This is a genomic window from Planctomycetota bacterium (genome assembly GCA_016125255.1).
GTDB lineage: Bacteria > Planctomycetota > Phycisphaerae > Phycisphaerales > Zrk34 > RI-421.
Genome location: WGMD01000001.1, coordinates 89,331 through 116,133, shown reverse-complemented (window position 1 = coordinate 116,133; position 26,803 = coordinate 89,331). Strand labels below are relative to the sequence as shown.

Genomic DNA, 26,803 nt, shown 5'->3' with positions numbered 1-26,803 from the left:
CTTCAAGCGTGCGTGCAACAGGCGCTGCGATCCGCGACGGTGGAACCTGGCGCGCCTCGGGGTTGGTTAACATGGCGACCGGCGCGCCGGACCGTGGTCGGATCGCTGGCGACCCTGATGCTGCTGGGCCTGCTCGCGGGACTGTACTCGGTCATCAGGGTCAGCGCGAATAAGCCGTTGGCGGATGTGCTGGTCGAGGATCTTCAGGCGGTGTGGTCCGGCCGCAATCCATTGACGATTTCGACGGACGATCCCGACGAAGTGGGTCGGTGGATTCGGCAGACCGCCGGTTGGGATGTGGCGGTCACGAGCCCCGCCGAATCGGCGCGCCTGCTGGGGGCGCGGTCCTGTGAGCTGAACGGGCGCCGGGCGATCTTCGTGCTCTACGACGTGCAGAAGCAGCCGGTATCGCTGGTCGTCCTGTCCGACGCTCTGACCGAGCTGGCCGGTATGAAGCCGATGCACGCGCGATCGGACTGCTATGTCGACCGGTGCAAAGGCTACACCGTCGTGGCGGTGCGGCGCGGCGGGCTGGCGCATGTCGCCGTGGGCCGTCTGCCGGAAGAACAACTGATGCGCCTGCTGGATGTCCCGGTCGACACGAAGCTCTGACCCCCGGAATCACCCCGGAATCGTCGCAATCTTCGAGGAACCCATGAAAGAGTCGTTCAACAAAAGACAGTGGATTCTGTGCGGGCTCGTGGCGGCGATCGCCGTGGCAGCGGTCTGGCAGTGGGGCGCCGCCTGGTGGCGACAGAGCCAGCCGCCGGTGCGGACGCTGATGTCGACGGCCGTGGCCGACGATCGGGAACACAAGCACACCAATCACCTGATCCACGAGACCAGTCCGTACCTGCTCCAGCACGCGCACAATCCGGTCAACTGGTACGCGTGGGGCCCGGAGGCGCTGGCCAAGGCCAAGCGGGAGAACAAACCGATCTTCCTGTCGGTGGGGTATTCGACGTGCTACTGGTGCCACGTGATGGAGCAGCAGTCGTTCGAGGACGAAGAGGTCGCAAAGATCCTCAACGAGCATTTCATCTGCATCAAGGTCGACCGCGAGGAGCGGCCTGACATCGACGAACAGTACATGCTGGCCACGCAGATCATGACCGGTCGCGGCGGCTGGCCGAACTCGGTCTGGCTGACGCCGGACGGGCGCCCGTGGATGGCCGGCACGTACTTTCCCAAGCAGCAGTTCATCCAGGTGCTCAACACGCTGCAAGGCTACTGGACGAATCGACACCCGGAGATCGAGCAGCAGGCCGATCGCCTGGCCGAGGCGATTCGTCAGGTCGGCGCCGGACGGGGAGTCCAGGCCGATCGCCTGATCGATCGTGAACTGGTCCAGCAGGCCGTGGCGCAGCTCGTCGGATCGTTCGACGATACCTGGGGCGGGTTCGGCTCGGCGCCGAAGTTTCCGCCGCACGGCGCGCTGCGCCTGCTGATCCACGAGTATCGCCGCACGCAGGACCCGAAGCTGCTGCCGGTGATCACCAAGACGCTGGACGCGATGTGGCTGGGTGGGATGCACGACCACATCGGCGGCGGGTTTCACCGTTACTCGACGGACCACCGCTGGCTGCTGCCACACTTTGAGAAAATGCTCTACGACAACGCTCAGCTCATGCGCGCCTACACCGACGGCTACCTGATCACCAAGACGCCGCGCTACCGCCGGGCTGTCGAAGACATCTTCCGATGGATCGGGCGCGAGATGACTTCACCGGACGGCGCGTTCTACTCGGCGATCGACTCCGGCGAGGTCGGCGCCGAGGGCGAGAGCTACGTCTGGCACCACAAGGAGGTGCTCGACGTGCTGGGCAACGCCGACGGGGCGTTGTTCGCGGAGGTCTACAACCTCCAGCCGCGCGGCAATTTCCGGGAGGAATCGACCGGTGAATCGACGGGCGCCAACATCGTGCACCTGACCCGGCCGCTGACCGAGATCGCCGCCGATCGCGGCACGGACGCCGGGCAGTTTCTACGGCAGATGCAGCGGATGCGCGACCAGTTGCTCAAGCGCCGCCTGACGTGGGCCCAGCCGCACAAGGACGACAAGGTGCTGACAAGCTGGAACGGTCTGATGATCGCGTCGCTGGCTTACGCTGGCCGCCAGCTCGATGAGTCGCGCTATACCGAGGCCGCGGGGCGCGCCGCCGCGTTCGTCCTCGACACGATGACCGACGACACCGGCGGACTCCTGCGCTCCTACCGTGCTGAGTTGGCCAAGCTGCCCGGTTACCTCGACGACTACGCCTACTTCATCGGCGGGCTCATCGAGCTGCATCGAGCCACACAAGATCCGCGATGGCTCGATGAGGCGAAGCGGCTTTCCGACGTGATGCTCGCGTCTTTCGAGGACAAACAGGCCGGCGGCTTTTTCTTCACCGCCGACGCCCACGAGGATCTGCTGGTGCGCTCCAAGAGTCTGACCGGCGGCGGTAACGTGCCGTCGTCCAACGGCGTGGCGGTCGAAGTGCTGATCGACCTGTCTCAACTCACCGGCGAGCGGCGCTACACCGAGGCCGCTGAACGTACCCTCAAGGCGCTGTCCGGCGCCATGTGGGCCAACCCCCGCGCGATGGAGGCCGAGGTCCTCGCCGCGGCGCAATGGCTGGATCGCCCCCGGAACCCCCGGAAGCTGCCGGCCGTCGCTTCACAGCCGGCGTCGAGTTCCGGGAGCGGAGGCGGGGGCGATCCGAGCGATTCTCCGGATGTTCATCAAGAACAGGCCCTCATCACGCTCAAACTGTACGCTTCGCACCTGACTGTGCGCCCCGGCCAGACGCTGAATCTGGCGCTGGCGATCGACATCGCCGAGGGCTGGCACCTGTACGGTCCGAATCCCGATGTGGAGTTCGTGATTCCGACGACGGTCAGCGTTTCCGAGTCGAAACTGATCACCGCGGGCCAGGTCGCGGCGCCCCAGCCCGTGGTCAAGATGGACGATGTGATCAAGCAGAAGCTGGCCACCTATGAAGGTCGCATCTGGTATCGCGTCGGCGTGACGGTCAATCCCGATGCGGCTTCGGGGGCGGGCACGGTTCCGGGGGTGATCGAGGTGGTGGTCAAGTCGCAGGCCTGCGATGCGACGCGCTGCCTCCAGCCGCGCACCGACACGCTGCGCCTGCCGATCGTGATCGATCCGGACGCTTCTCCGACCGCTCCGCCGCGCCATCCCAAGCTTTTCGTGTCATCTGCCGCACCGTAAGGAGGTTCATCATGCACATGCAACTTATCCATCGAGGTTCACTCGTGAAAGTACTGGTCGTGGGGATACTGATCCAAGCCGCCGAGTTCACATGGGCGCAGGCTGATCAGCCTCCCGCAGAGCCTCCAACCGGCCCCATACGCGTCGCCCTGCTGACGTATGCGCGCGGCAAGACCACGCGATGCTTCACCGCCTCGTTCTTGGCCGAGGTCGATCGGCGCACGACCATGACCGTCGATCATGAAGTTCAACGCGTCGAGTTGTCCAACGCGAAGCTGTACGAATACCCGTTCGCCATCCTCGCCGGCAAGGACATGTTCACCCTGACGTCCGATCAGCGGCGAAACCTGCGGCACTTCATCCAGCGCGGTGGGTTCCTGATGGCTTCGCCCAACTGCGCCTCGCATCCGTGGCAGAGCAGCTTCCGGCGTGAACTGAAAGAGGTCCTGCCCGAAGCCGGTCTGACGAAACTCGACTACAACCACCCGATCTTTCACGTGGTCGACGACATCGAGGCGCTGGCCGCCGTCTCCGGCAAGCCCGACCCGCCGATTTACGCCATCGAATACCAGGGGCGCGTGGTCGGCGTGTTCAGCCCGAACGGCCTGAACGAGACCGACGAAGCCGGCGAGGTCTGCGAATGCTGCTGCGGCCACGAGATCGCGCACGCCGGCCTGTTGAAAGTTAACCTGCTGGCCTATGCGCTGACGCATTGACCGGCCACACTCTTATCACGAAAGGTTCATCCCATGCCCGCTCGCACACGCCGTGTTCTCCTGGCTTTGACCGGGGTCGTGATATTCGCCCTCGGGCTGACTGTCGTATGGCTGTCGGCACAATCTTCCCGGGCTTCGGATCAGACCGCTGAGCCGCGACAGTTCGGCGACTTGGTGGTTTCCGACCTGTCAGCGTCGAAGTCCGACGCCGACGAAGTCGAGGACGGTGAAATCCAGTGGATGACGGACCTGCCGCAGGCGCTGGCGAAGGCGAAATCCGAGGGCAAACTCGTGATGATCGACTTTTACGCCACGTGGTGCGGGCCCTGCCAGTTGATGGAGCGCACCACGTTCCAGGATCCGAAGGTCATCGGGCGAATGCACCAGTTCATCGCCGTGAAGATCGACACGGACCGCCAGCCGGCGGTCGCCGGCGGCTACGGCGTGACCGGCCTGCCCACCTCGCTGATCGTCGCTGCCGACGGCCAACCCGTGCAGAGCGCCATAGGATACCTCGACGCTGAGAAGTACCTGCGATTGATCGACGCAGGCAGCAACGACCGGTGACTGGTGCGTTACTGAGATCACCTCGTGCCATGTATATCCGACGTAATCAAAAAGTGGTTCGTGTTCTGTTGGCCGCGTTGGCGCTGGTGGCGCTGGTTCAATGGGTCGTGCTGAGTCGGCAGATGCTTGGCGGGTTGAGGATGGATTATCAGCTTACACGAGCGGAAGTCGTCGCCGCTTCAGCCACCGAAGCTTCGCCGCCACTCGGCGATCAAGCGCTGTCGAACTGGCCGCAGTGGCGCGGCCCGCTGGCCACGGGGGTGGCGCCGCAGGCTGATCCGCCGGTGCGATGGAGCGAGCAGGAGAACATCCGCTGGAAGCTCTCGCCGCCGGGCAAGGGGCACTCCACGCCGATCGTCTGGGATAACCACATCTTTTTGACTGCGGCGGCGCCGGTCGGCGAGGCGCAGGAGCCGCGCTACAGCGGCGCGCCCGGCGCGCACGACAACGCCCCGATCACGCATCGCCAACAGTTCCTGGTCATGGCCGTCGATCGACGCGACGGGCGGATGCTCTGGCAGCGGATGGTCCATGAGGCCCTGCCGCACGAGGGGTCGCATGTGTCGGCGTCGCTGGCGTCCAACTCCCCGGTGACCGACGGCGAGCGCGTGTACGCCTTTTTCGGATCGTACGGCCTGTACTGCCTGGGTTTCGACGGCGAACTCGTCTGGCGGGCCGACCTCGGCGTCATGCACACCAAACACGGGCACGGCGAGGGCGCTTCGCCGGCGCTCTATGGCGACACGCTCATCGTCAACTGGGACCACGAAGGCCAGTCATATCTCTACGCCTTCGACAAGCGCACCGGCGCGATCCGCTGGAAGGCGCCGCGGGACGAGCCGACCTCGTGGGCCACGCCGATCGTGGTCGAACATGACGGTCGCGTGCAGGTCATCGTCGCCGGCACGAATCGGATGCGCGGCTACGACCTGGCGACGGGGGATGAGATCTGGGCGTGTGGCGGGCTTTCGTCCAACATCGTCGCCTCCCCCGTAGTGGGCGACGGCCTGGTCTTCGCCGGATGCAGCTACAACAAGCGGGCGGTGCTGGCGGTGCGCCTCGACGGCGCCGCGGGCGACGTGACCGGCACTCAGCAGGTGGCCTGGTCCACGAACCGCGGCACGCCGTATGTCCCCTCGCTGCTGTCGTACGACCAGGCGCTGTACTACCTGTCACACTACCAGGGGGTGCTGACCCGTGTGGACGCGGCCACGGGGCGGGGCCGGCCGGGTGCCTTTCGCCTGTCGGGCATCCGCAACGTCTACGCCTCGCCGGTCGGGGCCGCCGGTCGCGTGTACATCACCTCGCGCGACGGCGTGACGCTGGTGATCAGCCACGACGACCAGCCGCAGGTGCTGGCTCTCAATCAGCTTGAAGACACATTCAGCGCCTCAGCCGTGCCGGTCGGCGGCGACCTGCTGCTGCGCGGCGAACAGTACCTGTATTGCATCAACGAACGGAAGTAGCGGCCAGTCTCCGGGCGGCGGCGAGCAACGCGTCGCCTGAAAGTCGTGTCTTGTAGTCCGGGTTCCAGTACGCGAAGTGGATCGTGCCCGTCTTGTCGAGCAGGTACACCGCGGGCACCGGCAGCACGTGATGATCACGGCCGGACGCCCGCTCCAGGTCCATGCCCATCCCCTTGAGCCGGGTGTACATCGGATCGTCAATATGGAAGGCCAACCCCATCGCCTTCGCCAGGGCGATGTCACTGTCGGAAAGCAACGTGTACGTGAGCTTTTCATTGACGATGCTCTTGGCCAGTTCCTCCGGCCGATCCGGGCTGACCGCGACGATCTGGTAGCCGGATTCACGCAGTTGCGATTCGATTTCCGCCAGATCCCGCAAATGTCGCGTGCAGTACGGACACCAGCCACCACGATAGATCACCAGAACCGTCGGCTTGAGCGCGACCACATCATGAGTCTGTACGGATATGCCGTCGGGCTGTCGCAACTTCACGTTCGGGATGGTCTGGCCGAGTTCCAGTGGCTGAATCTCTGCCGCGCTGTCAGCGACGACCTGCCTGATCGGGCAGGTCGACTCCGTGGACCTGGCGCCGGACTCCGTCCCGGCGCATCCTGCCACGGTCAACCACCCAGTCGCCAAGATGAGTTTCCATACCTGCATGGCGTAACCTCGCGGTTTGAGATGAATCTACAGATAGATCACATGTTGTGCCCGACCCATGCGGAATTATTCCCGACCTCGGGCAGTCTATCGCCCAAAATATGAATGAGCCGAGGCGGAATAACTCCGTGTGGGATGGGCACTATGGATACAGAGACTGAAGCGGGTGGAACTGGTATGCGACGTACCGACTGGAATCGGCAGCGACACGAGCAATGGGTGGACCGCTGGGCGCGGGATCTGTATCGCTTCGCCTGCCGGTTGTGTGGTTGCAGCGACTTGGCGGATGACCTGGTGCAGGAGACGTTTTATCATGCCTGGCGATCGATCGAAACGCTCAAGGATGACAGCCGGGCCCGGGCGTGGCTGTTTCGGGTTCTGCGGCATCGCTGGTCGCACACGGTACGGATGCACCAACGCCGGCCGAATCTTCGGACCCCACTGGATGCGGTGGCCGATCCGGTGGACGATGATGCGACTGAGCCACTGGAGTCCATGGCACGTGAGGAACTCGTGCGACGGGCGCTGGAGCAGCTCAGCGAGCCGCACCGGATGGTCCTGTTGATGGTCTTCGTCGAAGGGATGACCTGCCAGCAGGCCGCCGACGAACTCCATGTGCCGCTGGGCACGATTCTCAGCCGCATTCACCGCGCACGCCAGACGATGCGCAAATATCTGATCGACCCCGAGACCCGGGGACAAATGTCCAGCCCGCAGCATAAGAATTCCGCTTCGCCGACGCTGCGGCTGGGAGGTGCCGAATGACCGACCGACCCGACAGAAACATCATGCCCCCCGCCGCCGTCGAAGATCTGCGGCGTCGTATGGCCGAATGTGCCGTGCTGCCGCCGGACCATCCCATGCGTCTGGAAGTTGTCTCGGAGGTGCTGGCGGCTGGCCGATGGGCGGAGAATGAATGGGTCGGCCTCGTCGCCGGCGACGAACGTCTTCGTTTGGACTTGATGCGGGTCCAGCCGCCCGTCGCGCTGGAACAGCGTTTGAAGAACTTGTTGGAATCTCCAGAAGCGTTTGATCGTGGTCGCTGGTCCATCGGTCGGGGAACACAGCGTGCCCTGATCGTGCTGGCCGCGATGGTTCTGCTCGCCGCCACGCTATGGCTTGGCTTTGGGTGGTTAACACCCGCCGGGGCCGAGGATCGCTTCGAAGACTTCTCCATCGCCGCCGTGGAACACCAACTGATGCACCGACCCATGATTGTCGAGACCTCGAATCCCATGGAGCTTCAGCGTCTGCTCATGGGGACGGTGGCCTTCCCGTTTCATGTGCCGGACCTGCGCCCGCAGGGCTACACGCTCATCGGCGCCCGGCCGTGTCATATTAACGGCCGGGATGTGATCCAGAGTCACTGGATGCGCGACGGCAAAGTCTATTCGCTCTACATATTCTGTCCACCTGATTTTCAACTGCCGGATCGCTTTGATCGGCGAACCCTGACGGCGCCGATCGGCCGGTCAAGTCAGTCACTCCAGATCGTGTTGTGGTCCGACGATCACTGCGGCTTCGCACTGATGCCGAAGGTCCCGCCCGCTTCGGTCTGAACGTTATATCGTCATGCGAAATGGACTCCGCATCACGGGGTATCTCCTGCTTTTTATCGCCGCGGCGGCATTGGTGGCGTTGCTGGTGATCGTTCCCATGGTGGGCACGCCGGGTGGAACGCACACGCTTTATGTCATGCGGCGTCCCGTGGCCGTCACCGCGGGTGAGTTCCAGTTGGTGATGACGCTTCTGGCGATGGTGGGCGTTGGCTCACTCGGCGGCATGTTATGCCTGATGTTCGCACCGCGGCGTTAGACTCCGGGCCGCCCGATACATCTGTATTCACGATGCGGTCTGAATCCGTAAGAAAAACTGAGCAGCGGTCCACTGATCGAACCAGCGGTGCAAATCGGTCGCGAATTGTTCATCGTCGCCGGGGTAGATCTCGCCGGCGGCCTCCAACGCATGCCCGACGGTCTGCCCGTCACACAAACAGGTCAGCAGGCGATACTGCGGCGCGGTCAGCACGAATCGACGTACGATGTAGTCCTGACGGGTGATCGCGGCGAACTCGACGCCCGGTTCCGCCGGCACGCCGACATGCTCCTCTTGGACGGCGCGCCGCACCGCCGTGTAATAGGCATTCACCGGGTAACTAAATCGCATCAATCGCAGACACGCCGCCGGCACGAGGCGACATGCCGCAAAGCGTTCCCTGGAGATGACTGCCAGATCGTGGGCGGTGAGCGTTCGCAGGTGTTCGATGCCCGGGCCATCGAACACCTGCTCGATCGTCCATTCCAGTCGCGTCAGGTCGATCAGCAGGTCCGCAAAACCCGGCTCGGCCGACTCACTTTCCGGGGTGCCTTCAGCCTCACAACGCGATTCATGCAGGAAGTCCGCGAAGTGATCGCCGAGTTTGTTCAGCGTGTAGCTGCGCGAGGGATAGTGTTGCAGATAATCGAACGCGAAGTCGTTGAAAGCCTCCTCGCCGACGGTTCGTTTGAGCACGGGGAACGATTCGCCCAGGCATTCCAGCAGCCGGGCATAGTAGGCGTTGGCGTAGATGGTGATGCGCCGCTCGGCGGTCAGGTTCTTCGATCGGCCGATGACCGATTCCATCTCACCGCGGTTCATGCGGATCAGCCGCTGAGCCGGATCGCCGAGGATCGCTTCGTCCGGCCCCATCGGATGCGTGATCACGTACTCAAACCATTGCTGGACCACGTCCAGATCGCGCGGCTCATGCTTGGTCGGTTGTTGATCGCCCATGTCACTCGACCTCCGGCGTCACATGGTGCAACGGATGCGGCACCCAACCGGCATCGTTGCGGCGCTGCTCGGCGGCGTCACGCACCTCGGACTCACCCCCGACCGCGGGTTCAAGCTGCTCGTCCATGTGATGCCTCGCCTTGAGCACTTCCGCGTGAAGCTCCTCAAACGGCGGGATGTTCGCGTCCCACTCCAGCAGTGTGCTCACACCGCCGGTCAGCTTGTGCGCCAGCTTGTACAGGGCCCAGACCGGGTCGATCACGGGGTGATCGTGCGTGTCGATCAGGTGGGTTTCGTAGTTGGTGTGACCAGCCAGGTGAAACTGCACGATTCGCTCGTGCGGCAACGACTCGATGAATTGCTCGGGATTCATGTCGTGATTGAAGCTCGACACGTAGACGTTGTTGACATCGAGCAGCAGGCCGCAGTCGGTCTCCTCAGCCAGTTGTGTCAGAAACTCCCATTCGTCCATCGTCGAGTCGCGGAAGGTCACGTAGCTCGACGGATTCTCCAGCACCAGCGGCCGCTCCAGCACGTCCTGCACGATGCGAACGCGCTGGATGCAGTGGCGCAGCGTCTTGTCGTTGTACGGCAGCGGCAGCAGGTCGTGCGTGTTCTTCGTCGCCACGCCCGTCCAGCACAGATGATCGCTGATCCACTTCGCCTTGACGGTGCGGCCGAGGTCGCGGAGCTTTCTCAGGTAGTCCATGTCCAGCGGGTCGGTCGAGCCGATGCTCATCGACACGCCGTGGCAGACGATCGGATAGCGCTCGGCGATCTGTTCCAGCACATTGCGCGGCCGGCCCTGCGAGTCCATGAAGTTCTCGCTGATGATCTCGAACCAGTCGACGCGGGGTTGGTGCTGGAGGATGTGTCCGAAGTGGACCGTCCGCAGCCCGACGCCGAGGCCGAGGTTGTCGTGACCGAGTCGTGGCGGGGTCATCACGAATCACTCCATGGGAAATACTCGACCTCGACAAGAAGCCGAGGTCGAGTCCGGGGGGAGAAAGATGAAGGCCCGAGCGGCCGGGTCGCGCAGCGGGGGACTTGCACGGGATCGGCCGTCGGGCGCGCCGTTGCCGGCGGAATCAGGCCGCCGCGGGAGCCGGGGCGGGCTTCTTGCCGTAGGCCGCCTCGTAGGCCTTCTCGAAGTTGGTCCGCGCCTTGGGCCATGCCTTCTTGCTCAGCGGCACGGCACACGTGCCTTGGCCCTTGCACGAGGCGTTTTCACCGGGGTGCTCCCCGCAGCCGCCTTGGCCCTTGCAGGCGTTCTCGCCCTTGCAGGAGTGATGCTCGGCCGTCGCGCAGGCGCCCTGGCCGGCGCACTCATTGTGGCCTTTGCAGTCATTCTTGGCCGTCTTGCACGCCCCTTTGCCCTTGCACGCGTTCAGCCCGCGGCAGACATGCGGCTCCTGCAGCAGTATGTGGTCCTTGGCGTCCTGGGCGAACACCGGGCGGCTCAGCACCCCGCTGGCCATCCCGCCGAACGCGGCCGCGGTCAACATGCCGAAATTCCGACGTGTCAGTTTCGACTTATCCATGGTGATCCTTTCAAAAAATACACCCTTGGTGCAACGGCGGTGACCATCACCGACCCTCAACGGTAGCTGCGAGAGACCAACATCAGTTGTGTTTGGGTAAACACCAGTCGTGTGCCCACCTATTAAGAGAGTCCCGCCGGCTGCGTTTTATTCCCACAACCGGTTAAGATTATTGGAGAAGAACTATGGGATGTGGCTGTCTGAGGTGGACAAGCGGAGCCAAACATCCCCCACGTTCCCGCACCGAGTCGGTCACCGAGCGTCTTGGGAGGCACATAACCATCGGCGAGTCAAAGCGATGTGCGTCCACCGCCGGCTGTTGCCAACGTGAATGTCGTGGGTTCAAATCCCATCACCCGCTTTTTTCCTTCCAATGGCCAGCGGCGGACAGCCGCGGCCACTCGTGGACAACACTCCCCCAACCCACGCCCAACACGCACGTTGCGGCGATCCGTCATTGTGGTCTTGCACGGCGGTGCTTGCCCTGCGATGGACAGCGGTGGCCTAACCCGGATTGAGTTACGGCACCAAGACGGTCACTGGGCGTGAAAGTGAGCACCGAGAAGGTCACCGGCATCGACGATGCAGAAGCCGGCCGTCCACACGTTGCGGCCAGCTTGTCGGGTCAATAAACTGCGCCCTCGATGGCCGGTTCCGATTTACAATTTACGAAGAAAGACCTGCGACAGATCACGGATGACCGCTCGTGGGAGCGCGGCGTCGGCTATTTTGATGATGAACGGGTGGAGATTCTGCTGGTCGATGACGGCGTGATCCACGCCCGTGTGGCCGGCACGGATGATTACCGAGTTCAACTCTGGGTCAAGGACGGCGAGATCGAGGGCGAGTGTTCCTGCCCGATGGGCGACGACGGCGTGTTCTGCAAACACTGCGTGGCGACGGGGCTGGCTTTTCTGGCCGGGGAGGCCGAAGTTGTCGAAGCGACCGGCTCGACGAAGGCCCGGCAACGCTCGCGCCGCAGGGCGAAGAAGCAGGACAAATCCATCACGCCGGATGACGTTCGTACCTTTCTGACGCGACAAGATAAAAGTCGGCTTGTCGAGATCATCATGGACCGGCTTCCGTGGGACGACGACCTGCGGCAGAAGCTGTTTCTTCGCGCCGCTCGTAGTGGGAAAGGCGGCCCGAATATTTCCGCCTACCGCAAGACGATCACCGACGCCACGCATATTGGCGGTCGAGGGTTTGTGGAATATCGTGCGGCGTGGGACTTTGTGCGCCGGATCGATGCCGCAGTCGACTCGATTCAGGAACTGCTGGATGAGGGCTGCGCCTCGGAAGTGATCGAGTTATCTGAGCACGCGATCGCCCGTTGCGAGCAGGCGCTGGGTAGCATGGACGACTCCAGCGGCAACATGGGCGGGATCCTGGAGCGGCTGTGTGAGATTCATCACGCCGCATGTCTGTCTGCCAAGCCCGATCCGGAGGAGTTGGCCCGGCGCTTGTTTCGTTGGGAGATTGAAACGTCGTACGACACGTTCTATGGCGCCGCCGAGACGTATGCCGATGTGCTGGGCAAGAAGGGGCTGACCGAATATCGCCGACTGGCCCAATCCGAGTGGGACAAGTTGCCGCCGCTGGCGCCCGGTCAGGATCGACACAGTTACGACCACAATCGTTATCGGCTAACCTCCATCATGGAGTCGTTGGCAAGAGCATCGGGCGATGTGGAGAAACTCGTGGCGGTCATGAGCAAAGATCTGTCTTCGGCCTACCGATACCTTCAGATTGCGAAGGTGTATCAACAGGACGGTCAACCGGACGCGGCGTTGAAGTGGGCTGAGTGTGGCTTGAAGGAACCCGCCGGGCGACCGGATGAGCGGCTGGAGGATTTCGTCGCCGATGAATATCACCGGCGGCGGCGTCACGACGAAGCGATGGCGCTGATATGGGGTCAGCTTGAGCGTTCGCCAAGCTTGCACACATATACGCATCTCAAGAAGCACGCCGACCAGGCCAAGGAGTGGTCAAATTGGCGGCAAAAGGCGCTGGAACTCGTCCATCGGCGCATCGGCGAAGCCCAGCGCCGTCCGCACTCGCAAGACCGGTGGGCGTATCACCGTCCGATGGACCATTCGTTGCTGGTGGAGATGTATCTCTGGGAGAAAGACGCGGAATCCGCGTGGCAGGAGGCGCAGGTCGGCGGCTGCTCGAATACGCTGTGGATGACGCTGGCGAAACATCGTGAGAAGGACCACCCGGCTGACGCACTGGCCATTTACCGCAAGCAGATCGATCCCATGGTCAACCAGACGGGCAACGATGCCTACCGTGAAGCGACCGGACTGGTGCGTACGATCGGTCAGCTCATGATCCAACTGGGCGAGCGGAAGCAGTTCGCCGCATATCTGGCCGAGGTCCGCGCGACGCACAAACGCAAACGCAACTTTATGAAGATGCTGGACCGACTGGACTGACGCGTCGGGCTTTCGGTCATTCCCACGGGATGTTGTTGACCTCGCACCAGTCGACGGCGAACCGACGGTATTGTTCTTCGCGACATGCAAACCATTTCGCTTCCACGCCGAGACGATGGGCCATATCCTTGAAACATCGGAATGCCCCGCCGCCGCGGCAGGCGTTGGACAGTTGATGCCGGATCGCCTCGTCGTCGAGGGTTTGGACGAAGTCGGCCATCATCTGCCATTCATGCACGTCAAATTGATTCGGCAGAGGCAGAAAACGCTCGCCTTCCTCATCGGCGTCGATGAGTCGGGTGATCTCGACAATGGGGCTCTGCCAGTCGGGCAGGTCCGCCGGGTCATCTTCGTGATCCAGGGCCCATTGTGTATCGTCGTCGATGTATTCGACGCGACCGGTGCGCAGATCGAGGTAAGCCTGGCACTCGTCGTGACTCATTTCGATGCCTTCGAGGATGTCTTCGAGTTTGACCATCGGCCGTTCCATACCGACATCGGTTGATTGCAGGGGCATTGTTCATTACAGCGCTACCCGCTGATTTTGGCTGGTTCGTCGAGAATGGCCATGAGTTGCCTGGCGCAGTACACCCGGCCACGTTGGGCATCGTCGGTTTGCTCGAGCACGCCCTGGGACTGTAACTTTTCGATTGCACGTTGAGCGGTCGTGTAAGCGACATCCAGACGTTCAGCGGCACGGTTGATGGTCCAGAACGGGTTCTCGGCCAGCAGGTCCACGAGCACGGCCACTGTTTTGGACGCGCTGCCGGCGACTTGCTTTCGCCAATCAGCCAGCAACGCATTGATGCGTTCGGATCGGGTCAGAGCATCGGCGGACATGCGGGCGACGCCGTTGAGAAAATACTCCAGCCAGTCGCCCCAGGCGGCTTCATGTGAGACGGCTGAGAGGCGATCATAGTAATCAGGTCGCGTGGCTTCGAAGAAAGCACTGAGGTATAGCAGCGGCGTGGGGAGGATGCCGCGCTCGATCAAGAACAGCGTGATCAACAGGCGGCCGACGCGACCGTTGCCATCGAGGAACGGGTGTATCGCCTCGAACTGATAATGCAGCATGCCGATTTGGATCAGCGGCGGCAGACTGCGGTCGTGCAGGAAGTTCTCCCATTCACCGAGACAGTCCATCAACAAATCCACGGGCGGCGGGACGAAGCTGGCGTTGTTCAGCGTACAGCCGGGTGGGCCAATCCAGTTCTGACTGCGCCGGAACTCACCGGGCGTGGCGTGGTCGCCACGTACACCCTGCATGAGTTTGGCATGCAACTCGCGGATCAATCGAAGTGACAGTGGCAGTGAGTCCAGGCGCTGCATCCCATGCTCGAGGGCGACGACGTAATTGCCCACCTCGCGAAGCTCATCGGGACTGCGCTGCACGACCGCTCCAGCGTCGGCGGCGAGCAACTCGCCCAGCGTCGCCTGCGTACCTTCAATACGGCTGGACAGCACGGCTTCGCGCGTGACGAACGGTCGCATGAGCAGGTGCGGGTTCGGCAGGCTTCGCCCCTCACCAGCCAACTGACCGATTAGGCGGTCCGCATCCGACATCGTCCGAATCAGGCGAGGTGACAACTCGACCTCCAGCGGCAGCGGATTCGGGACGAACGCCTCGTACCCGCCGGGACACTTGATCAACCTGCCGGAGCCGTGGGGTTTGCCGTACATACTGCCAAGCTACCTGCGGCGGCGAAAATAAGCAAGTTTGTTGTTTTTGAGATTAGCCAATATCGAAAATAACGCCTTGGATTATTCGCGGGGTAAACACAAACCCCAGCGATGGTGCAATGCCCGATCTGGTAGTCATACAAGCCGACGGGTGGCATTGGGACTGGCAAACGCCGGCAGGGAATTGACCGCGCCGGCGACGTCGAGCAGGGTCGGATCGGTATAGTGGACCATCGTCAGTTCCATGCGGCTGTGTCGCATGGCGGCCATGGCGGTGCGCGGATGAACACCCGCTACGGCCAGGTGGGTACAAAAGGTCGATCGCAAAGCATGAATATCGACAACGCGGCCGCGCTCATTGGTTTTCGGGATGCCGGCGGCCTGGCAGTCGGCGTCGAAGATGCGGATGACGGGCGGATTGACAAACAGTTTGTCCTCGTAATGGGCGCCGGGTCGATCCGCCAGATGGCGGCTCAACGCGTCGACGACTTCGACACGCAAGGGGATGTTCGCGCCATGACCGCTCTTGGCATCTTCGGCGTTGAGTTCGAGATACGGCGTGGGCTCGGCATTCAGGTGCAACTGGCCGAGTGTCAAACTGGCCAGCTCGCCGTGGCGCAGGCCGGTGGATACGGCCAGCAGATAGAACAGCGCACGCTCGCGGCCGATGGTTTCAAGATTGATGCGGCGATGGTGCTGTTTTGCGAGGTGCTGAAGTCCGTCGGCGTAGCAACGCTCGAAGTTGTCAGCGGACAGCTGTTCTTTCGTCCACGAACGGTGGCCACGTTTATTCTCGTCAGACAAGGTAACCGGTTTACGCCCCAACTCGGCGATGGGTCGGCGTCGCGATGCATCCAGCAAGCGCACGACTTCATCGGCGGTCAGCGCTCGGCGCACGTGCCGGCGATCCGAGGATCGATCCGCCTTGCCGATGCCGGCCACGGGATTGCGGGACAGGCGTTCGGTCTTGACCGCCCAGTTGCATAGCGCCGACAGGGAGATCAGGTATTCGTTGCGAGTCGAGGCGGCCAGTTCAGCAGCTTCGGCCTCGTCGAGCCAGCGTTCCATACGTTCGCGCGTGATGTCGCGCAGCCGACGCCAGCCGCAGTCTGTGACGAGCCGATCCAGACGCCCGCGGAGATTCGTTCGATACATCGACGAGACCTTGCGACCTCGGATGCGTTTACGGGATAGATGCAGGAGGTAGTCGTCGAGGTGGGCGTTCAGCGAACGCTCACCGTGTGCGGCGATCTGCTTCTCTTGCGACGTGATGATGCCGGCGTGGACCTTTTCCACATCGGCGAGCACATCGGCGAGTTTCTTCTGCGCCGCCTGCTTGTCCCGGCAGCCGGTCGAGCCGCGTCGCATGACGCCCTCGGCGTCGCGGTAACGCATGTACCAACAGTCGGACACGAACTCGATGCGCCCATCATCAAGCACGTCGGCGGTGCGCGTCTGGTTCTTGGCATTGGTCCAGCGGGCGAATCGGCGACCGTTGCGAACCACCACCTCGGCGCCCTGCGGCATCGGGATCGGGTACTTCTTTTTGTAGATCGTCGCCATGGATGGTTCCTCTACCGGGGCCTGTCTGGGCTATCCGGTCCCACACAGTCAGGGGCATTATCGAACATAAATCAAGGGCTTTTTTGATGGATTCAGCCCCGCGACCGTGATGGACAACCTTCGGCAATCCACCGATCGAGTTGGGCCCGATGCCAGCGCAACATGCCGCCGAGGCGGACGGGGCGCGGGATCGCGCCGCGATCGACCATTCGGTAGACAGTTTTTGTTGAACAGGCGAGCATGGCCGCCACATCGGCGGCGGTGAGCATCACAACGGGGCCGGATGTGATGCGAGGTTGGGGCACGGACTTGGGGTGATCACAGATCGAGGTCATGGGTGCGAATCCTTTCGCAAAAGAGATGCGGGGCGGGTGGAGGGTTTTCGACGGTTTGGCCTCGTTGGGCCGTGTCGCCGCTGACGGCGTAAAACGTGAGGCGTGGTCCGACCACTTCCGGGGGCGACAGGGACGAACGTCGGGCCACGGGGCGGTACTCACGAGACATCGTTGTCTTCGGCGCCCGACGCGGTATCCGGCGGCCACTCGATCGGCAGGAATTCCACGGCGTCCAGATCGAACGCAGGGTCGGACTCGTCGTCAGGTTCCGCCTCGGCCAACAGGTCCTCCGCGAGGCGGCGCCCCGCGGGTGTGAGGCACAGATGCGTTGTGCGCCGACCGCCCCGCCCGCCATGCAGATTGCAGCGTTCGATCAGACCCATGTCTTCGAGGCGAATGTACTCACGGTGGAACAGGACGCGGTCGCTGTTGGTCGGTTCGCGTCCAAGCCAGCCGGGCAGGTCGATGGGCACAAGCCCTGCCTGCGCCTCGGCGATACGCAGACGAAAGCGCCCGCGCTGCTGGCGGGGCAGGTTGTCGAACTGCCCGACATCCAGATTGGCAATGCGCTGCTTGTCATCGAGCACGCCGATCAGAATGACGCGCTGCCGGTTATTAACAATCATGGTGTTTTTCCCTGTTAATAAAGAAACTCTCATGTGGGACGCGACGGTTCCCGCCGCCATCGGAAAAATTCTTCGTTTCCAAGTACCTACGCGAGTCCTGGCGGCGCCCGATGGCTCTGGGATACATTTTGATGTCCGAATCAACTCGCTCTCTGGCGAGCTTCGGCGGCCATTGCGGGCAAAGTTGTTTTTGCCAGACACCATGGCCGATGCGAATCATGATCGGCGGTAACAAACGTGTCGCGGTGTCTGCCCGACCCGGCCGTCGGTCATGACAGCCGGATCGGGCACGCAGGCCGGTATCAAGCGAGATGTTCATACACCTCGCGCTGGCGGAACGTGAGTGCCGCCCGCTGTTCGTTGCGGTGGCGCAGCGACTGATGCGACGACAGGGCCTGCTCCCATCGATCCACTTGCTCGCGGAGCGCCACGACCGTCTGGTCGTCTTCGGCCTGTTGAGCGATATAGGCCGGACCGTGAACGGGTTCGGCCTTGAGGTACTGGCGATGCTTGCGCTGGAGTGACCCGCGTGCATCGTGCAGCGCCTCCTCCAGTTGCTCAGCCAACCCGTGGGCTTTGTCGGCCATGTGAGCTTCGATTTGGTTCAGCAGGTCGGCTCGATCATCGAGCAGCCTCCGCAGCGCCACCAGCACGTCCCACGCTTCAGCGCTGACGCGGCGACGCGCGGACACCACGGCCTCGGCGTCGTGTGCGGACCAGTTGTCAGCGTCTGACAGCGCCTGGCGGTCGCCAGCCAGCTTGTTGAACCTGGTGGTGAGCGCGGTGATCGCTCGGTTGTGCGAGTCGATGGACTCGACCAGTTGCTGATTGCCCTCAACCTGCGACGCGTCGAGCGGCGACTGGTCGATGCGATCGAGCATCCGGGTGTCGGCGTTGTTCTGTTGGGTCCAGTTCATAGCGGTAACCTCGTGCAGGCCAGATTGAATGATGCCGCGCCAGAAGGCCCGCATTCCGGTGCGGCGGTTGAAATCACATAGACAGGTATTGTTGGGTGTCAGATGGCAGCGCTGCCGCGAAGCTCGTTCTCGATCTTCGCCTCAATCACTTCGGACAGCGTGTCGAGCTTGCCGGCGCAGGATTCGCACAGCGAGTAGATGACCATCCGGCGTTTGCCCGGCGGTGGCGCAGCCGGTGATTGCTTGCCGGGGATGTAGATGTTGGTGAACACCGTGGGGCCACCGCACAGCAGACAGTGGGGCTTGCGTCGCGAGGCAAGCCATGCGGGCGCAACGGGGGCGTGAGCGAGATCGATCATGATGTCAATCCTTTTGATGAGGGGGCTGGAGTGCGGATCGTCAATGCTTGCCGATCCGACGGTGAAGGCGACAACCTGCGCGTACATGCGCGTACATGCGCGATGGTTCGCGCGCACGCTACCTATTTACCCACTTGTTTATTCATCTTTTTGAACATGTGCATCGCACCTTTGTTGATGATTGAAACATTTCTCTCGAAAACCTCCGAACATCGCGTTGTGCGCGCATGTAACGTCGTAAACCCTTGCCAGTGATTGTCTGGTTACATGCGCGCACTTTCCCAGGATCGCGCATGTTGCGCGCATGTGCGCGCATGTAGTTCAGACGGCGCATGCCACCTCTGCCAGCATGATGCACTCGTAAAATCGCCGATTGCCCGATCCCATGCGCGAACACACCGACGGCACCACGGCCGCCAGGTCGCGGCCGAAGCTCTGCTTGGTGGTTACGACACTGCGGCCATCGCGGTGACACCAGTCCTGCCACGCGCCGTACAGATCGTCGATCCATATCCGTTGACCTGTTCCGACCATGCAGCACTCCCGCACGAACGCGCCAACGGGCGAAGCCAAGTCCTCGAGTTCACGGATCGCGTCGGACACGCTGTCGGGTTGGACGAAGTGGCCCCGCTCCCGGAGTCGGAGCCAGCCCTGAAGCGCCCACAAGAGGATGCCGGGCAATTCCGTGAGCAGTGTGTCGGTGAGTTGAAGGTCTTCCTGGCCGTAGAAGCTGCGTGTCAACCGCAGCGTGAGGAAGCGCCCGGCCAGCGCCCCGGAAGCGTCGGTCAGGCGCGGCAGTTCGTTGGTGAAGAAGACGAAGCGCGTGGGCAGCTTCATGGTCACAGACGGCAGATGCTTGCGGTCGATCGTGAGCGTATCCTCGCCGGAGATGCACAGCAGTCGCTCGACCACGGTGAGAATGTTTTCGCCGTGAAATCGAGCGTCGGAGACGATGGCCAGCGACTTGCCGATCAGCGGCTGCAGCCCAAACGTGCCGGCCAGCGATGTTGTGGTGGGCCCGCAGACGTTGGCGGCGCCGACCAGTCGGGCGAGTACGCGGCCGATCGTGCCCTTGCCCGAGCGGCGCGGACCGACGATCAAAAGCATTTTCTGCTGATGGGTGTCCAAAGTCAGGCAATACCCAAACCACTCCTGCAGCAGGTCAATGCTCTGAGGATCATCCGGCCATAGATCCCGGAGAAAGTTCAGCCAGCGCGCGGGCGGCGACGCATCGGCGTCATAATTGAAGTCCAAGGCATTCGTAGTGAACAGCGCCGGCGTGGCGGGAACGATCCGCTCGGTGGGTATGTGCAGGTTCAGCGTGCGGCACGGCAGCAATTCACGCGGATCAGGTTGTTCGTTGTGCCCGATCAGCCATGCCGGCGGCGTTGTCGTGGCGTCGAGATGCGTGTAATGACGAATCGTTTCGAGCGCCTGGTGGGTCGTGGACGGATTCGATTCAAAGGGCACGAGTTCCATCTGCCGCGTGGATTTGTTGTAGACATAGCGCAGGGCATCATGAAGCCAGGGCTGAAGTCGATGCTTGAGTGCGGCATCTTCGATCGCGACGTAGCGATTGTCCTGCCACGCCATGACCAAACCGGCATAGGTGCGCAGCGTGGCGGCATCGGGATGATCATGGAATTCACGGAGATAGGCGCGGGCGGTGGGCAGTGTCCGGCGTGGCGAGAGGACCAATTTGCCCGTGTCGGGATCGCGCTGGCCGAGACGAATCAGCCCATCGTCATCGCGGTCGAATGCAGCGCCGCGCGTGACGCGATGTTCGGCATCACGCAGGCGTTTGAGGATGTCCGCATCGGACCACGGTCTGGGAAAGGGACACTGCCGTGCGTAGATTTGGATACAGCGGAGCGAGGTATCGTCCGACAGATCATGCTCGACGCAACGACACGTGGCGGCGAAGAGACGTCCCGAGCCGTCGTGGTGGTCAACAATCCCCATCGCCAGCATGGCACGTAGCGCGGCATCAAAGCGCTGGTCATCCGGCAGCGATAGGCGCGACGTATCGGCAGCCGTGCCGACCGGGCCGGCCATATCACTCGCCACCACAGCCAACTTCCGGGGGCGGGGGGCGGGTTTTTCGCCGAGTTCGATTTTCACGGCGTCGGCCAGTTGTTGCATGGCGTCGAGCAAATCGTCGGGATCAACCGCAGCGGGCTCAGCGACGCGATCGTCGTTGCGATCCCATTCGATCGGCTCGCCCGACTCATGCACGCTCGGCGGGAACACGGTCTGTGTTCCTGTCGAACGCAGTTCGACGATCATGCCCGCGGACTTGCTGCGGTGCTTCTTCGTGGCGACCGGTGAAGTCACGACGTACAGCCGATGCGAGCGGGGCTTGCTGACGCGGCCGAACATGACCCCGGTCGGCGGCAGATAATCATCAGCCAGTTCCACCGCGCGTTGATGGTCCAAGTCAATGTCGATCAGCCAGCCGGAAGGCTCGCCCAGCAGCACACCCACGTTGCATCGACCGCCGAAGTGGTCGAGCAGGTCGGCCTCGTCCAGCCGCCACTGCTGCCAACCCGTGGCGGTGGGTCGCTTGGAGCGGTGCGGAATCGGCACCACGCGCCAACCGCGCCGTGTATAGCCGATCGCGGCGTTCAGCGAGGCGGGTGGGTCGGTTGCGGTGATCGCTTCCATGCGCAGGGCTCCTTTGGGGTGGCGGCTGACTGTGATTCCCTCGATGAAACAACGCGGATGAAAAAACACGTTGTCCCTCCCTTTTCTATATTTGCCGCGAACAGTTTTTTCGTCCCGCTTGAAATGGCGGCAGGAGTCCGAGATGAACGTGCCCCCAGTAGAAAATGTCCATCTATATAGAAAGAGATGGCTGCTGCGCGAGGCGCAGTTGTGGCGGAATATTTTTTCATGATGGATGCGGAACCGTCTCGAACTATGCGAACAGTTCGTCGAGTTGGTCGCGCGTCAGCGTCTGGGGATCGTCGGGGAAGCAGTCCTGCTTCTGGTATTTGCGATACCACGCCAGCATGGCGTCAAGGTCACGGACCGAGATGCCCTGTTTGCGAGCGAAGGATTGTTTGGACTCTCGCTGGCGCTGCGGCTTGCCCTTATTCTGTCGCTGGACCTCCGTCCAGGCCTGCACCATACTCAGATATCGCCAGGCGTGATTCGGGTTCATGCGCTGAGGACCACGCGTGCCGCGCTTTTCGCCCATGTCGTCGGCGGGCTGTTTCGCAGTGTCCAGCTTTTCGAAGAACTGCTCCATCATAGTGGCCATCTGGGATAGCGGACCGCTCACTTCGCCCATGTTGGTCACTTCGACTTGGGTGGGCGACTGCTGCTGTTGGTTTTGCTCGATTCGCTCGGCGCGACCGTAGCCGCGCACCGTCAATCCGTAAAACACCGCCGTGCGCTTTTGCACAAAATCGAGTACTCGTTTGGTTTGACCATCCGCCGCATCCTGCTGGGCCTGCACGCCTTCGGGCGTCAGTTGCCACTGCTGCGGCTCAGTCTGCTCGCAAAAGAAACGCAATTTGCCCTCGGGCGCCGTCGCGGAATGCTCATGGTAGAAATCCTTCCACAGTTCCCACGCCCGTCGCAACACTGGCTCCATCGCCTCGCCCAGACCATACTCGCCCGTGGCCGTGGTCATCACATCTAGCCGAACCGGATGGCCGATCAGCGACAAACGAACCGAAAATCGTCGCTCGACCAACGCCGCGCCAGTTAGCTGTTGCAGCGCCCGTTCTTCCACAGATGTCATCGCATCGGCCTCCAAGGACGTCCAACGCTGCGGCGCACCGGACAGCAAATTCAGGATCGCGGAGTCTTCGGGGTCGATGGTTGTCTGTACGTGCATGCGAGGGCCTTGGCATTAGGAGCGATATCATTGCCGTCAGAACAACGCAGCGGTCACACGACAATGGGAATCCGGTGAGTATACCCACACGATACCGGTGAACTGAACTTCGTTGCGACCCGCCGGTCTTGGCCGCTGGCAGCGCCGAATGCACCAAGATGGCGATGTGGGGCCGTCGGATTCGTGAATGTCGGAATTGTAGATGCCTTGGGCGTTCCACTGCGGGAGAAGGCAGGAAAACAAAAGATTTTGTCACGCGTAAAGTTCTTCAATATAATACTTTATGGCTATTTTTTTCTCACGGTCCTGTATTTGGCGACTCTCGATGTAATATTCGCGTCGGTTGCGCAATCTTGGTGTAGGCGGAAGGTCCCGCCTCCGGATGGAACGTATAGACATGCAACCGCCATTTCCGCCAGATCAGGATCGAGCCGAATTCATGGCCCAGCATTGGACGGAGGCCATGCCTTCGGTTCGCGCGTTTCTGTTTGCGACGGTTCATGATCCGGCGGCGGTGGATGATTTACTGCAAGACGTGGCGCTGACAGCCCTTCAGAAGCTTGCTGAGTTTACGCGTGGGACCGATTTTCTTGCCTGGACCATCGCAATCGCCCGCTTCAAGGTCATGGGCTACCAGAGGCGTCTGGGCGATAATCGGCGACAGGTCGGGGACGCCGTGCTGGCGAGTCTGGCCGATGCCGCGATCGGCGTTGCCCATGAGGGGGGACGTCGGCATGAAGCGCTTCGCCATTGCATTGAGGGGCTGCCCGAGCGCCAGCGTCGAGTCCTTACGATGCGATACGAGCAGGAGCGGCCGATCGAAGAAATCGCCACGCATGAGTCGGCGACCCCCAACAGCATCACCGTGTTTTTGCATCGGATTCGCATCGGGCTTCGCCTGTGCATCGAGCAGCGGCTTTCGGAGGTTCGGGCGTGAGCATGCGCGATGACATTGCGTTGATCGATCGCGTGCTGAGCGACTCCGCTTCGCCTCAGGAGGCCGATGCGTTTGCGGCCCGCGTCGCATCGGATCCGGCGTTCGCCCGGGAAGTGATGCGCCAGTCGATGCTTCTGAGCGACCTTCAGAGCCTGGATAAGAGTCGAATGGTTGGAAAGTGGGAAGATCAGCCGGCGACTCATTCAAAGGCCGCGCGCGTCAGCGGCGGACGTCTGCGATGGATGGGGCTGGGTCTGGGTCTGGCCGCGGCGGTTGTTCTGGCGGCTGCGGTGTTGCTCCTGTACCGACCCTCGCCCTCTGCCGACCTGCATCCATCGAATCCGGATCGCTCGCCTTCATTCGCCACCCTGATTGAATCCACCGGCGACCTGTTCGTTGATGACCAGCCGGCCGTGGAGGGCGGCTTTTACCGCCCGGGAACCTATTCCATCAAGTCCGGCTCAGCGGAACTGCTGCTGACGAATCGGGTCTCGGTCAAGCTCAGCGGCAATACCACGCTGGCGATGCACTCGAATCAGTCTGCGACGCTGACCCATGGCTCGGCGACTTTCGATGTGCCGCATGATGTTCAGGGTTTCGCCGTCGGGTTGCCGGATGGCATCCGCATTATCGACCTGGGCACCAAGTTCGGCGCGTCTGTCGCCCCCGACGCCTCGACCGATGTCGATGTGTTTCAAGGCCGCGTGCGTGTTGAATTCGCGGGCGAATCGCACGAGCTCATCGCTGGTCAAGCGATCCGCTTCGTCCGCGGACAGGTTGAAAGCATCGACCCGATGCGCGGGGCGTTTGCCGATGAACACGCCTACGAACGATGGAAGCAGTTCGCGGAGTCGCTACGCAGCGACAGCGACACGCTGTTGTACGAGTCGTTCGCGGACGAGCACCCGGTTGGTGTGCTGGGCGGCGATCCGAAACGCGCCGATGGCCGTTTCGCGGGCAAACCTGCCCTGGCGTTCGATGGCCGCGACGATTACATGGCGGTCGACATCCCCGGCCAGTTCATGCAGTTGACCTTCGCCGCCTGGGTCAATGTCCAGTCGTTCGACCACGACCTCAACGACCTGTTCGCCACGGACGGCGTAGCCCAAGGCATGCACCTTCATCTGACGCGTGACGGCCGCTTCGCCTGCGCCTTCATCGGCGCTAACGATATCAAGACGCCCGTGCTCATCGGACCTGAGGATTTCAATCGGTGGGTGCACCTTACCGTGGTCATCGATCACGTCGCGGGCTTCGTGGACCTCTACCGCGACGGCCAGCTCGTCCACCACGAAATCGTCCCGCCCGACCAGCGGGGCGAGATTTCCATCGGCCCGGCGCGCATCGGCAACTGGAACCCGACGGGCGTCCCGGCGGACTTCGACACCTTACTTCGCGGTCTGCACGCTCGCTTTGACGAGGTGCTGCTCAGCCGCGACGCCATGACCGCTCAGCAGATTAACGCCATGTATCTTGCCGGCAAACCGGCTCAACCGCACACCATTTCCGACCCATCTCGCCCATCGGCGGAAAACAATATCAATCCGGGCGATAGGAGATTGCCATGAAATTCGTCGTCGCTATGACCGTCGTGCTGACCCTTTCTTTTGCCGCCGTCCCGGTGTTTGCGGCAAATCAGTTTTTCACTGATGCCGGAGGGCCCAACCCATGGGACAATGCCACCATGAACTGGAGCAACGCGAGCGGCGGCCCCTACAACGTAACATGGGGTGCTTTTAACGACGCGGTGTTCGAGGGAACCGGCGGAGTGGTTAATGTCAATGCCGGTCCAGAGAACGCAAACTCCCTGACGTTCAACGCTAATGGCTACAACCTGACCGGTGGTGTCATCCAGATCGGCAACCCGACCACGCCGGCGTTCTATGTTGTCGACGGCGCGATGGCCACGATCGGAAGCGGTTTGACCAAAGCCGGGACCAACACCATCCATTTCGGCAAATCCGGCTACGCCGGGAAGCTCATCCTGTCTGGCGCCGGAAACTTCCAGGCGAATCAATTTGTAATCGACGCGGGCACGGTGCAACTGGATGGCAGGACGATCACCGCCACCGTGAACAATACAAATCGAGCCGTGAACGTGAACGCTGGAACCCTCACGCTCAATACCGGCGGCATCGCCTTCACCGGCGGCAACGCAGGCATGATGGTGGGCGACGCCGGCGCTGGCGTGTTCAATCAGACCGGCGGGACCGTAAACGTCAGCGGCACATTTGGGCTCTGGATCGCTGATGGCACCGGCAGCAGCGGCACGCTCAACCTCAGCGGCGGCACGTTCACCTCCACCGCCGGCACTACCGTCCTGGCCACCCGCGGCACCGGTATCCTCAATGTCAGCGGCACGGCCGCCGTGACCCTGAGCACTCTCCAGTTCGGCCACACCGCAGGTTCCAACCAGACGTCGACCGTCAATCTCAACGGCGGGTCGCTGACGCTCGACAGCATGAACAAGGCCAACGCCTCCGATACCGCCACCTTCAACTTCAACGGCGGCACGCTCAAGGCCCGCAGCACCAACGCCGCTTTCATGTCGGGTCTGAGCGCTGCCAATGTTCAGAGCGGCGGGGCGATCATCGACACCAACGGCTTCAACATCACCATCGCCCAGGCCCTGCTCAACGGCGGCGGTGGAGGCGGTCTGACCAAGCTCGGTGCCGGAACCCTCACGCTGACCAGCTCCAACACCTATACCGGTGATACCACCATCAGCGCCGGCACGCTGAGCATCAATCAGACGTATCTGGCGGACTTGGCCAATGTGCTCGTGGCGTCCGGGGCTACGTTCAATCTCAACTTTGGCGGCATCGACACCATCGGCGCCCTGTTCCTCAACGGCGTCCAGCAGGCCGCTGGAACGTGGGGCGCCAGCGGGTCCGGCGCCACGCATATCAATGACACCTTTTTCAGCGGCACCGGCCGGTTGCTCGTGACGGTGGCGGCCGTCCCCACTCCCGCAGCCCTTCCGGGCGGGCTGGCCCTGCTGATGATCGCCGCGATGCGCCGTCGAAAAGGTATGAATCGTCCGTCGTCATCCGGTCGCGCTGACAAAGCGCACGACCGTATTGCGTACTGAGATGACACCGCTCGCGCCTTCTAATCCTGGCGGATAGAGGCCTGAATGTTTCAGGCAAACGGCAGGGCGATGACAA

Annotated in this window: 25 protein-coding genes; 12 read left to right on the top strand and 13 right to left on the bottom strand. The window is 62.3% G+C overall.

The genetic code is table 11. The features are described from left to right. Positions 1-93: 93 nt before the first annotated feature. From GC162_00500 to GC162_00480, 5 genes are read left to right on the top strand one after another with little or no spacing between them, the layout of a single operon-like run. Complete coding sequence (locus tag GC162_00500) at positions 94-612, top strand: hypothetical protein (protein ID MBI1367110.1); 519 nt, start codon at positions 94-96, stop codon at positions 610-612. Next, complete coding sequence (locus GC162_00495; protein ID MBI1367109.1) at positions 587-3,214, top strand: DUF255 domain-containing protein; 2,628 nt, start codon at positions 587-589, stop codon at positions 3,212-3,214. Before GC162_00500 ends, GC162_00495 begins: the two co-directional genes overlap by 26 nt. Before the next feature lie 11 nt (positions 3,215-3,225). Beyond that, entirely contained in the window at positions 3,226-3,930 is a 705-nt protein-coding gene (locus tag GC162_00490) for a DUF4159 domain-containing protein (GenBank protein ID MBI1367108.1), read from the top strand. Positions 3,931-3,963: 33 nt separating this feature from the next. Continuing rightward, positions 3,964-4,497 carry a thioredoxin fold domain-containing protein gene (locus GC162_00485; protein MBI1367107.1) on the top strand — a complete coding sequence of 178 codons (534 nt, stop codon included), beginning with the start codon at positions 3,964-3,966 and terminating at the stop codon, positions 4,495-4,497. A gap of 29 nt (positions 4,498-4,526) precedes the next feature. After that, the gene (locus GC162_00480) at positions 4,527-5,963 is read left to right on the top strand and encodes a PQQ-binding-like beta-propeller repeat protein (protein MBI1367106.1); all 1,437 of its coding nucleotides are present in this window, start codon (positions 4,527-4,529) and stop codon (positions 5,961-5,963) included. Here GC162_00480 and GC162_00475 read toward each other — a convergent pair. Beyond that, positions 5,947-6,624, bottom strand: coding sequence for a redoxin domain-containing protein (locus tag GC162_00475; GenBank protein MBI1367105.1), 678 nt, complete (start codon positions 6,622-6,624; stop codon positions 5,947-5,949). The two genes, GC162_00480 and GC162_00475, sit on opposite strands and share 17 nt — an antisense overlap. A 105-nt stretch (positions 6,625-6,729) precedes the next feature. On the opposite strand from GC162_00475, the gene GC162_00470 reads away from it, so the two are divergent. The 3 genes from GC162_00470 to GC162_00460 are packed head-to-tail and all read left to right on the top strand — an operon-like array spanning position 6,730 to position 8,439. Continuing rightward, a complete protein-coding gene (locus tag GC162_00470; GenBank protein ID MBI1367104.1) occupies positions 6,730-7,389 on the top strand; it encodes a sigma-70 family RNA polymerase sigma factor in 660 nt (219 codons plus the stop codon). Continuing rightward, a complete protein-coding gene (locus GC162_00465; protein ID MBI1367103.1) occupies positions 7,386-8,183 on the top strand; it encodes a hypothetical protein in 798 nt (265 codons plus the stop codon). Before GC162_00470 ends, GC162_00465 begins: the two co-directional genes overlap by 4 nt. Positions 8,184-8,196: 13 nt before the next feature. After that, a complete protein-coding gene (locus tag GC162_00460) occupies positions 8,197-8,439 on the top strand; it encodes a hypothetical protein (protein ID MBI1367102.1) in 243 nt (80 codons plus the stop codon). Positions 8,440-8,466: 27 nt separating this feature from the next. Here the strand turns inward: GC162_00460 and GC162_00455 are convergent, their stop codons facing one another. The 3 genes from GC162_00455 to GC162_00445 all read right to left on the bottom strand — a co-directional run bounded on the left by GC162_00455 (position 8,467) and on the right by GC162_00445 (position 10,937). Then, the gene (locus GC162_00455; protein MBI1367101.1) at positions 8,467-9,396 is read right to left on the bottom strand and encodes a hypothetical protein; all 930 of its coding nucleotides are present in this window, start codon (positions 9,394-9,396) and stop codon (positions 8,467-8,469) included. Between the two features lies 1 nt (position 9,397). Beyond that, positions 9,398-10,339, bottom strand: a complete 942-nt coding sequence (locus tag GC162_00450; GenBank protein ID MBI1367100.1) for a DUF692 family protein — start codon at positions 10,337-10,339, stop codon at positions 9,398-9,400. Positions 10,340-10,484: 145 nt separating this feature from the next. Continuing rightward, entirely contained in the window at positions 10,485-10,937 is a 453-nt protein-coding gene (locus tag GC162_00445) for a hypothetical protein (protein ID MBI1367099.1), read from the bottom strand. 644 nt (positions 10,938-11,581) lie between these two features. On the opposite strand from GC162_00445, the gene GC162_00440 reads away from it, so the two are divergent. Then, positions 11,582-13,375 (top strand): hypothetical protein, encoded by a 1,794-nt coding sequence (locus tag GC162_00440; GenBank protein MBI1367098.1) that lies wholly within the window; start codon positions 11,582-11,584, stop codon positions 13,373-13,375. Between the two features lie 16 nt (positions 13,376-13,391). On the opposite strand, the gene GC162_00435 is transcribed toward GC162_00440, so the two are convergent. The 9 genes from GC162_00435 to GC162_00395 all read right to left on the bottom strand — a co-directional run bounded on the left by GC162_00435 (position 13,392) and on the right by GC162_00395 (position 22,699). Beyond that, positions 13,392-13,892, bottom strand: a complete 501-nt coding sequence (locus tag GC162_00435) for a hypothetical protein (GenBank protein ID MBI1367097.1) — start codon at positions 13,890-13,892, stop codon at positions 13,392-13,394. Between the two features lie 14 nt (positions 13,893-13,906). Next, on the bottom strand, positions 13,907-15,055 hold the full coding sequence (locus tag GC162_00430; protein MBI1367096.1) for a Fic family protein: 1,149 nt from the start codon (positions 15,053-15,055) through the stop codon (positions 13,907-13,909). A gap of 135 nt (positions 15,056-15,190) precedes the next feature. Continuing rightward, positions 15,191-16,618 carry a tyrosine-type recombinase/integrase gene (locus GC162_00425; protein ID MBI1367095.1) on the bottom strand — a complete coding sequence of 476 codons (1,428 nt, stop codon included), beginning with the start codon at positions 16,616-16,618 and terminating at the stop codon, positions 15,191-15,193. Between the two features lie 92 nt (positions 16,619-16,710). Continuing rightward, the gene (locus tag GC162_00420; protein MBI1367094.1) at positions 16,711-16,887 is read right to left on the bottom strand and encodes a helix-turn-helix domain-containing protein; all 177 of its coding nucleotides are present in this window, start codon (positions 16,885-16,887) and stop codon (positions 16,711-16,713) included. Between the two features lie 224 nt (positions 16,888-17,111). Then, positions 17,112-17,639 carry a hypothetical protein gene (locus tag GC162_00415; GenBank protein ID MBI1367093.1) on the bottom strand — a complete coding sequence of 176 codons (528 nt, stop codon included), beginning with the start codon at positions 17,637-17,639 and terminating at the stop codon, positions 17,112-17,114. A 242-nt stretch (positions 17,640-17,881) separates the two neighbouring features. Then, positions 17,882-18,496, bottom strand: coding sequence for a hypothetical protein (locus GC162_00410; GenBank protein MBI1367092.1), 615 nt, complete (start codon positions 18,494-18,496; stop codon positions 17,882-17,884). A gap of 98 nt (positions 18,497-18,594) precedes the next feature. Next, on the bottom strand, positions 18,595-18,855 hold the full coding sequence (locus GC162_00405; protein MBI1367091.1) for a hypothetical protein: 261 nt from the start codon (positions 18,853-18,855) through the stop codon (positions 18,595-18,597). Between the two features lie 321 nt (positions 18,856-19,176). Beyond that, positions 19,177-21,519, bottom strand: coding sequence for a hypothetical protein (locus GC162_00400; GenBank protein MBI1367090.1), 2,343 nt, complete (start codon positions 21,517-21,519; stop codon positions 19,177-19,179). A 253-nt stretch (positions 21,520-21,772) separates the two neighbouring features. Then, a complete protein-coding gene (locus GC162_00395) occupies positions 21,773-22,699 on the bottom strand; it encodes a hypothetical protein (GenBank protein MBI1367089.1) in 927 nt (308 codons plus the stop codon). Between the two features lie 382 nt (positions 22,700-23,081). Here GC162_00395 and GC162_00390 point away from each other — a divergent pair, with 382 nt between their 5' ends. From GC162_00390 to GC162_00380, 3 genes are read left to right on the top strand one after another with little or no spacing between them, the layout of a single operon-like run. Then, a complete protein-coding gene (locus GC162_00390) occupies positions 23,082-23,636 on the top strand; it encodes a sigma-70 family RNA polymerase sigma factor (GenBank protein MBI1367088.1) in 555 nt (184 codons plus the stop codon). After that, positions 23,633-25,204 (top strand): hypothetical protein, encoded by a 1,572-nt coding sequence (locus tag GC162_00385; GenBank protein MBI1367087.1) that lies wholly within the window; start codon positions 23,633-23,635, stop codon positions 25,202-25,204. The genes GC162_00390 and GC162_00385 overlap by 4 nt, the downstream gene beginning before the upstream one ends. Then, positions 25,201-26,727, top strand: a complete 1,527-nt coding sequence (locus GC162_00380; GenBank protein MBI1367086.1) for a hypothetical protein — start codon at positions 25,201-25,203, stop codon at positions 26,725-26,727. Before GC162_00385 ends, GC162_00380 begins: the two co-directional genes overlap by 4 nt. Positions 26,728-26,803: the final 76 nt, after the last annotated feature.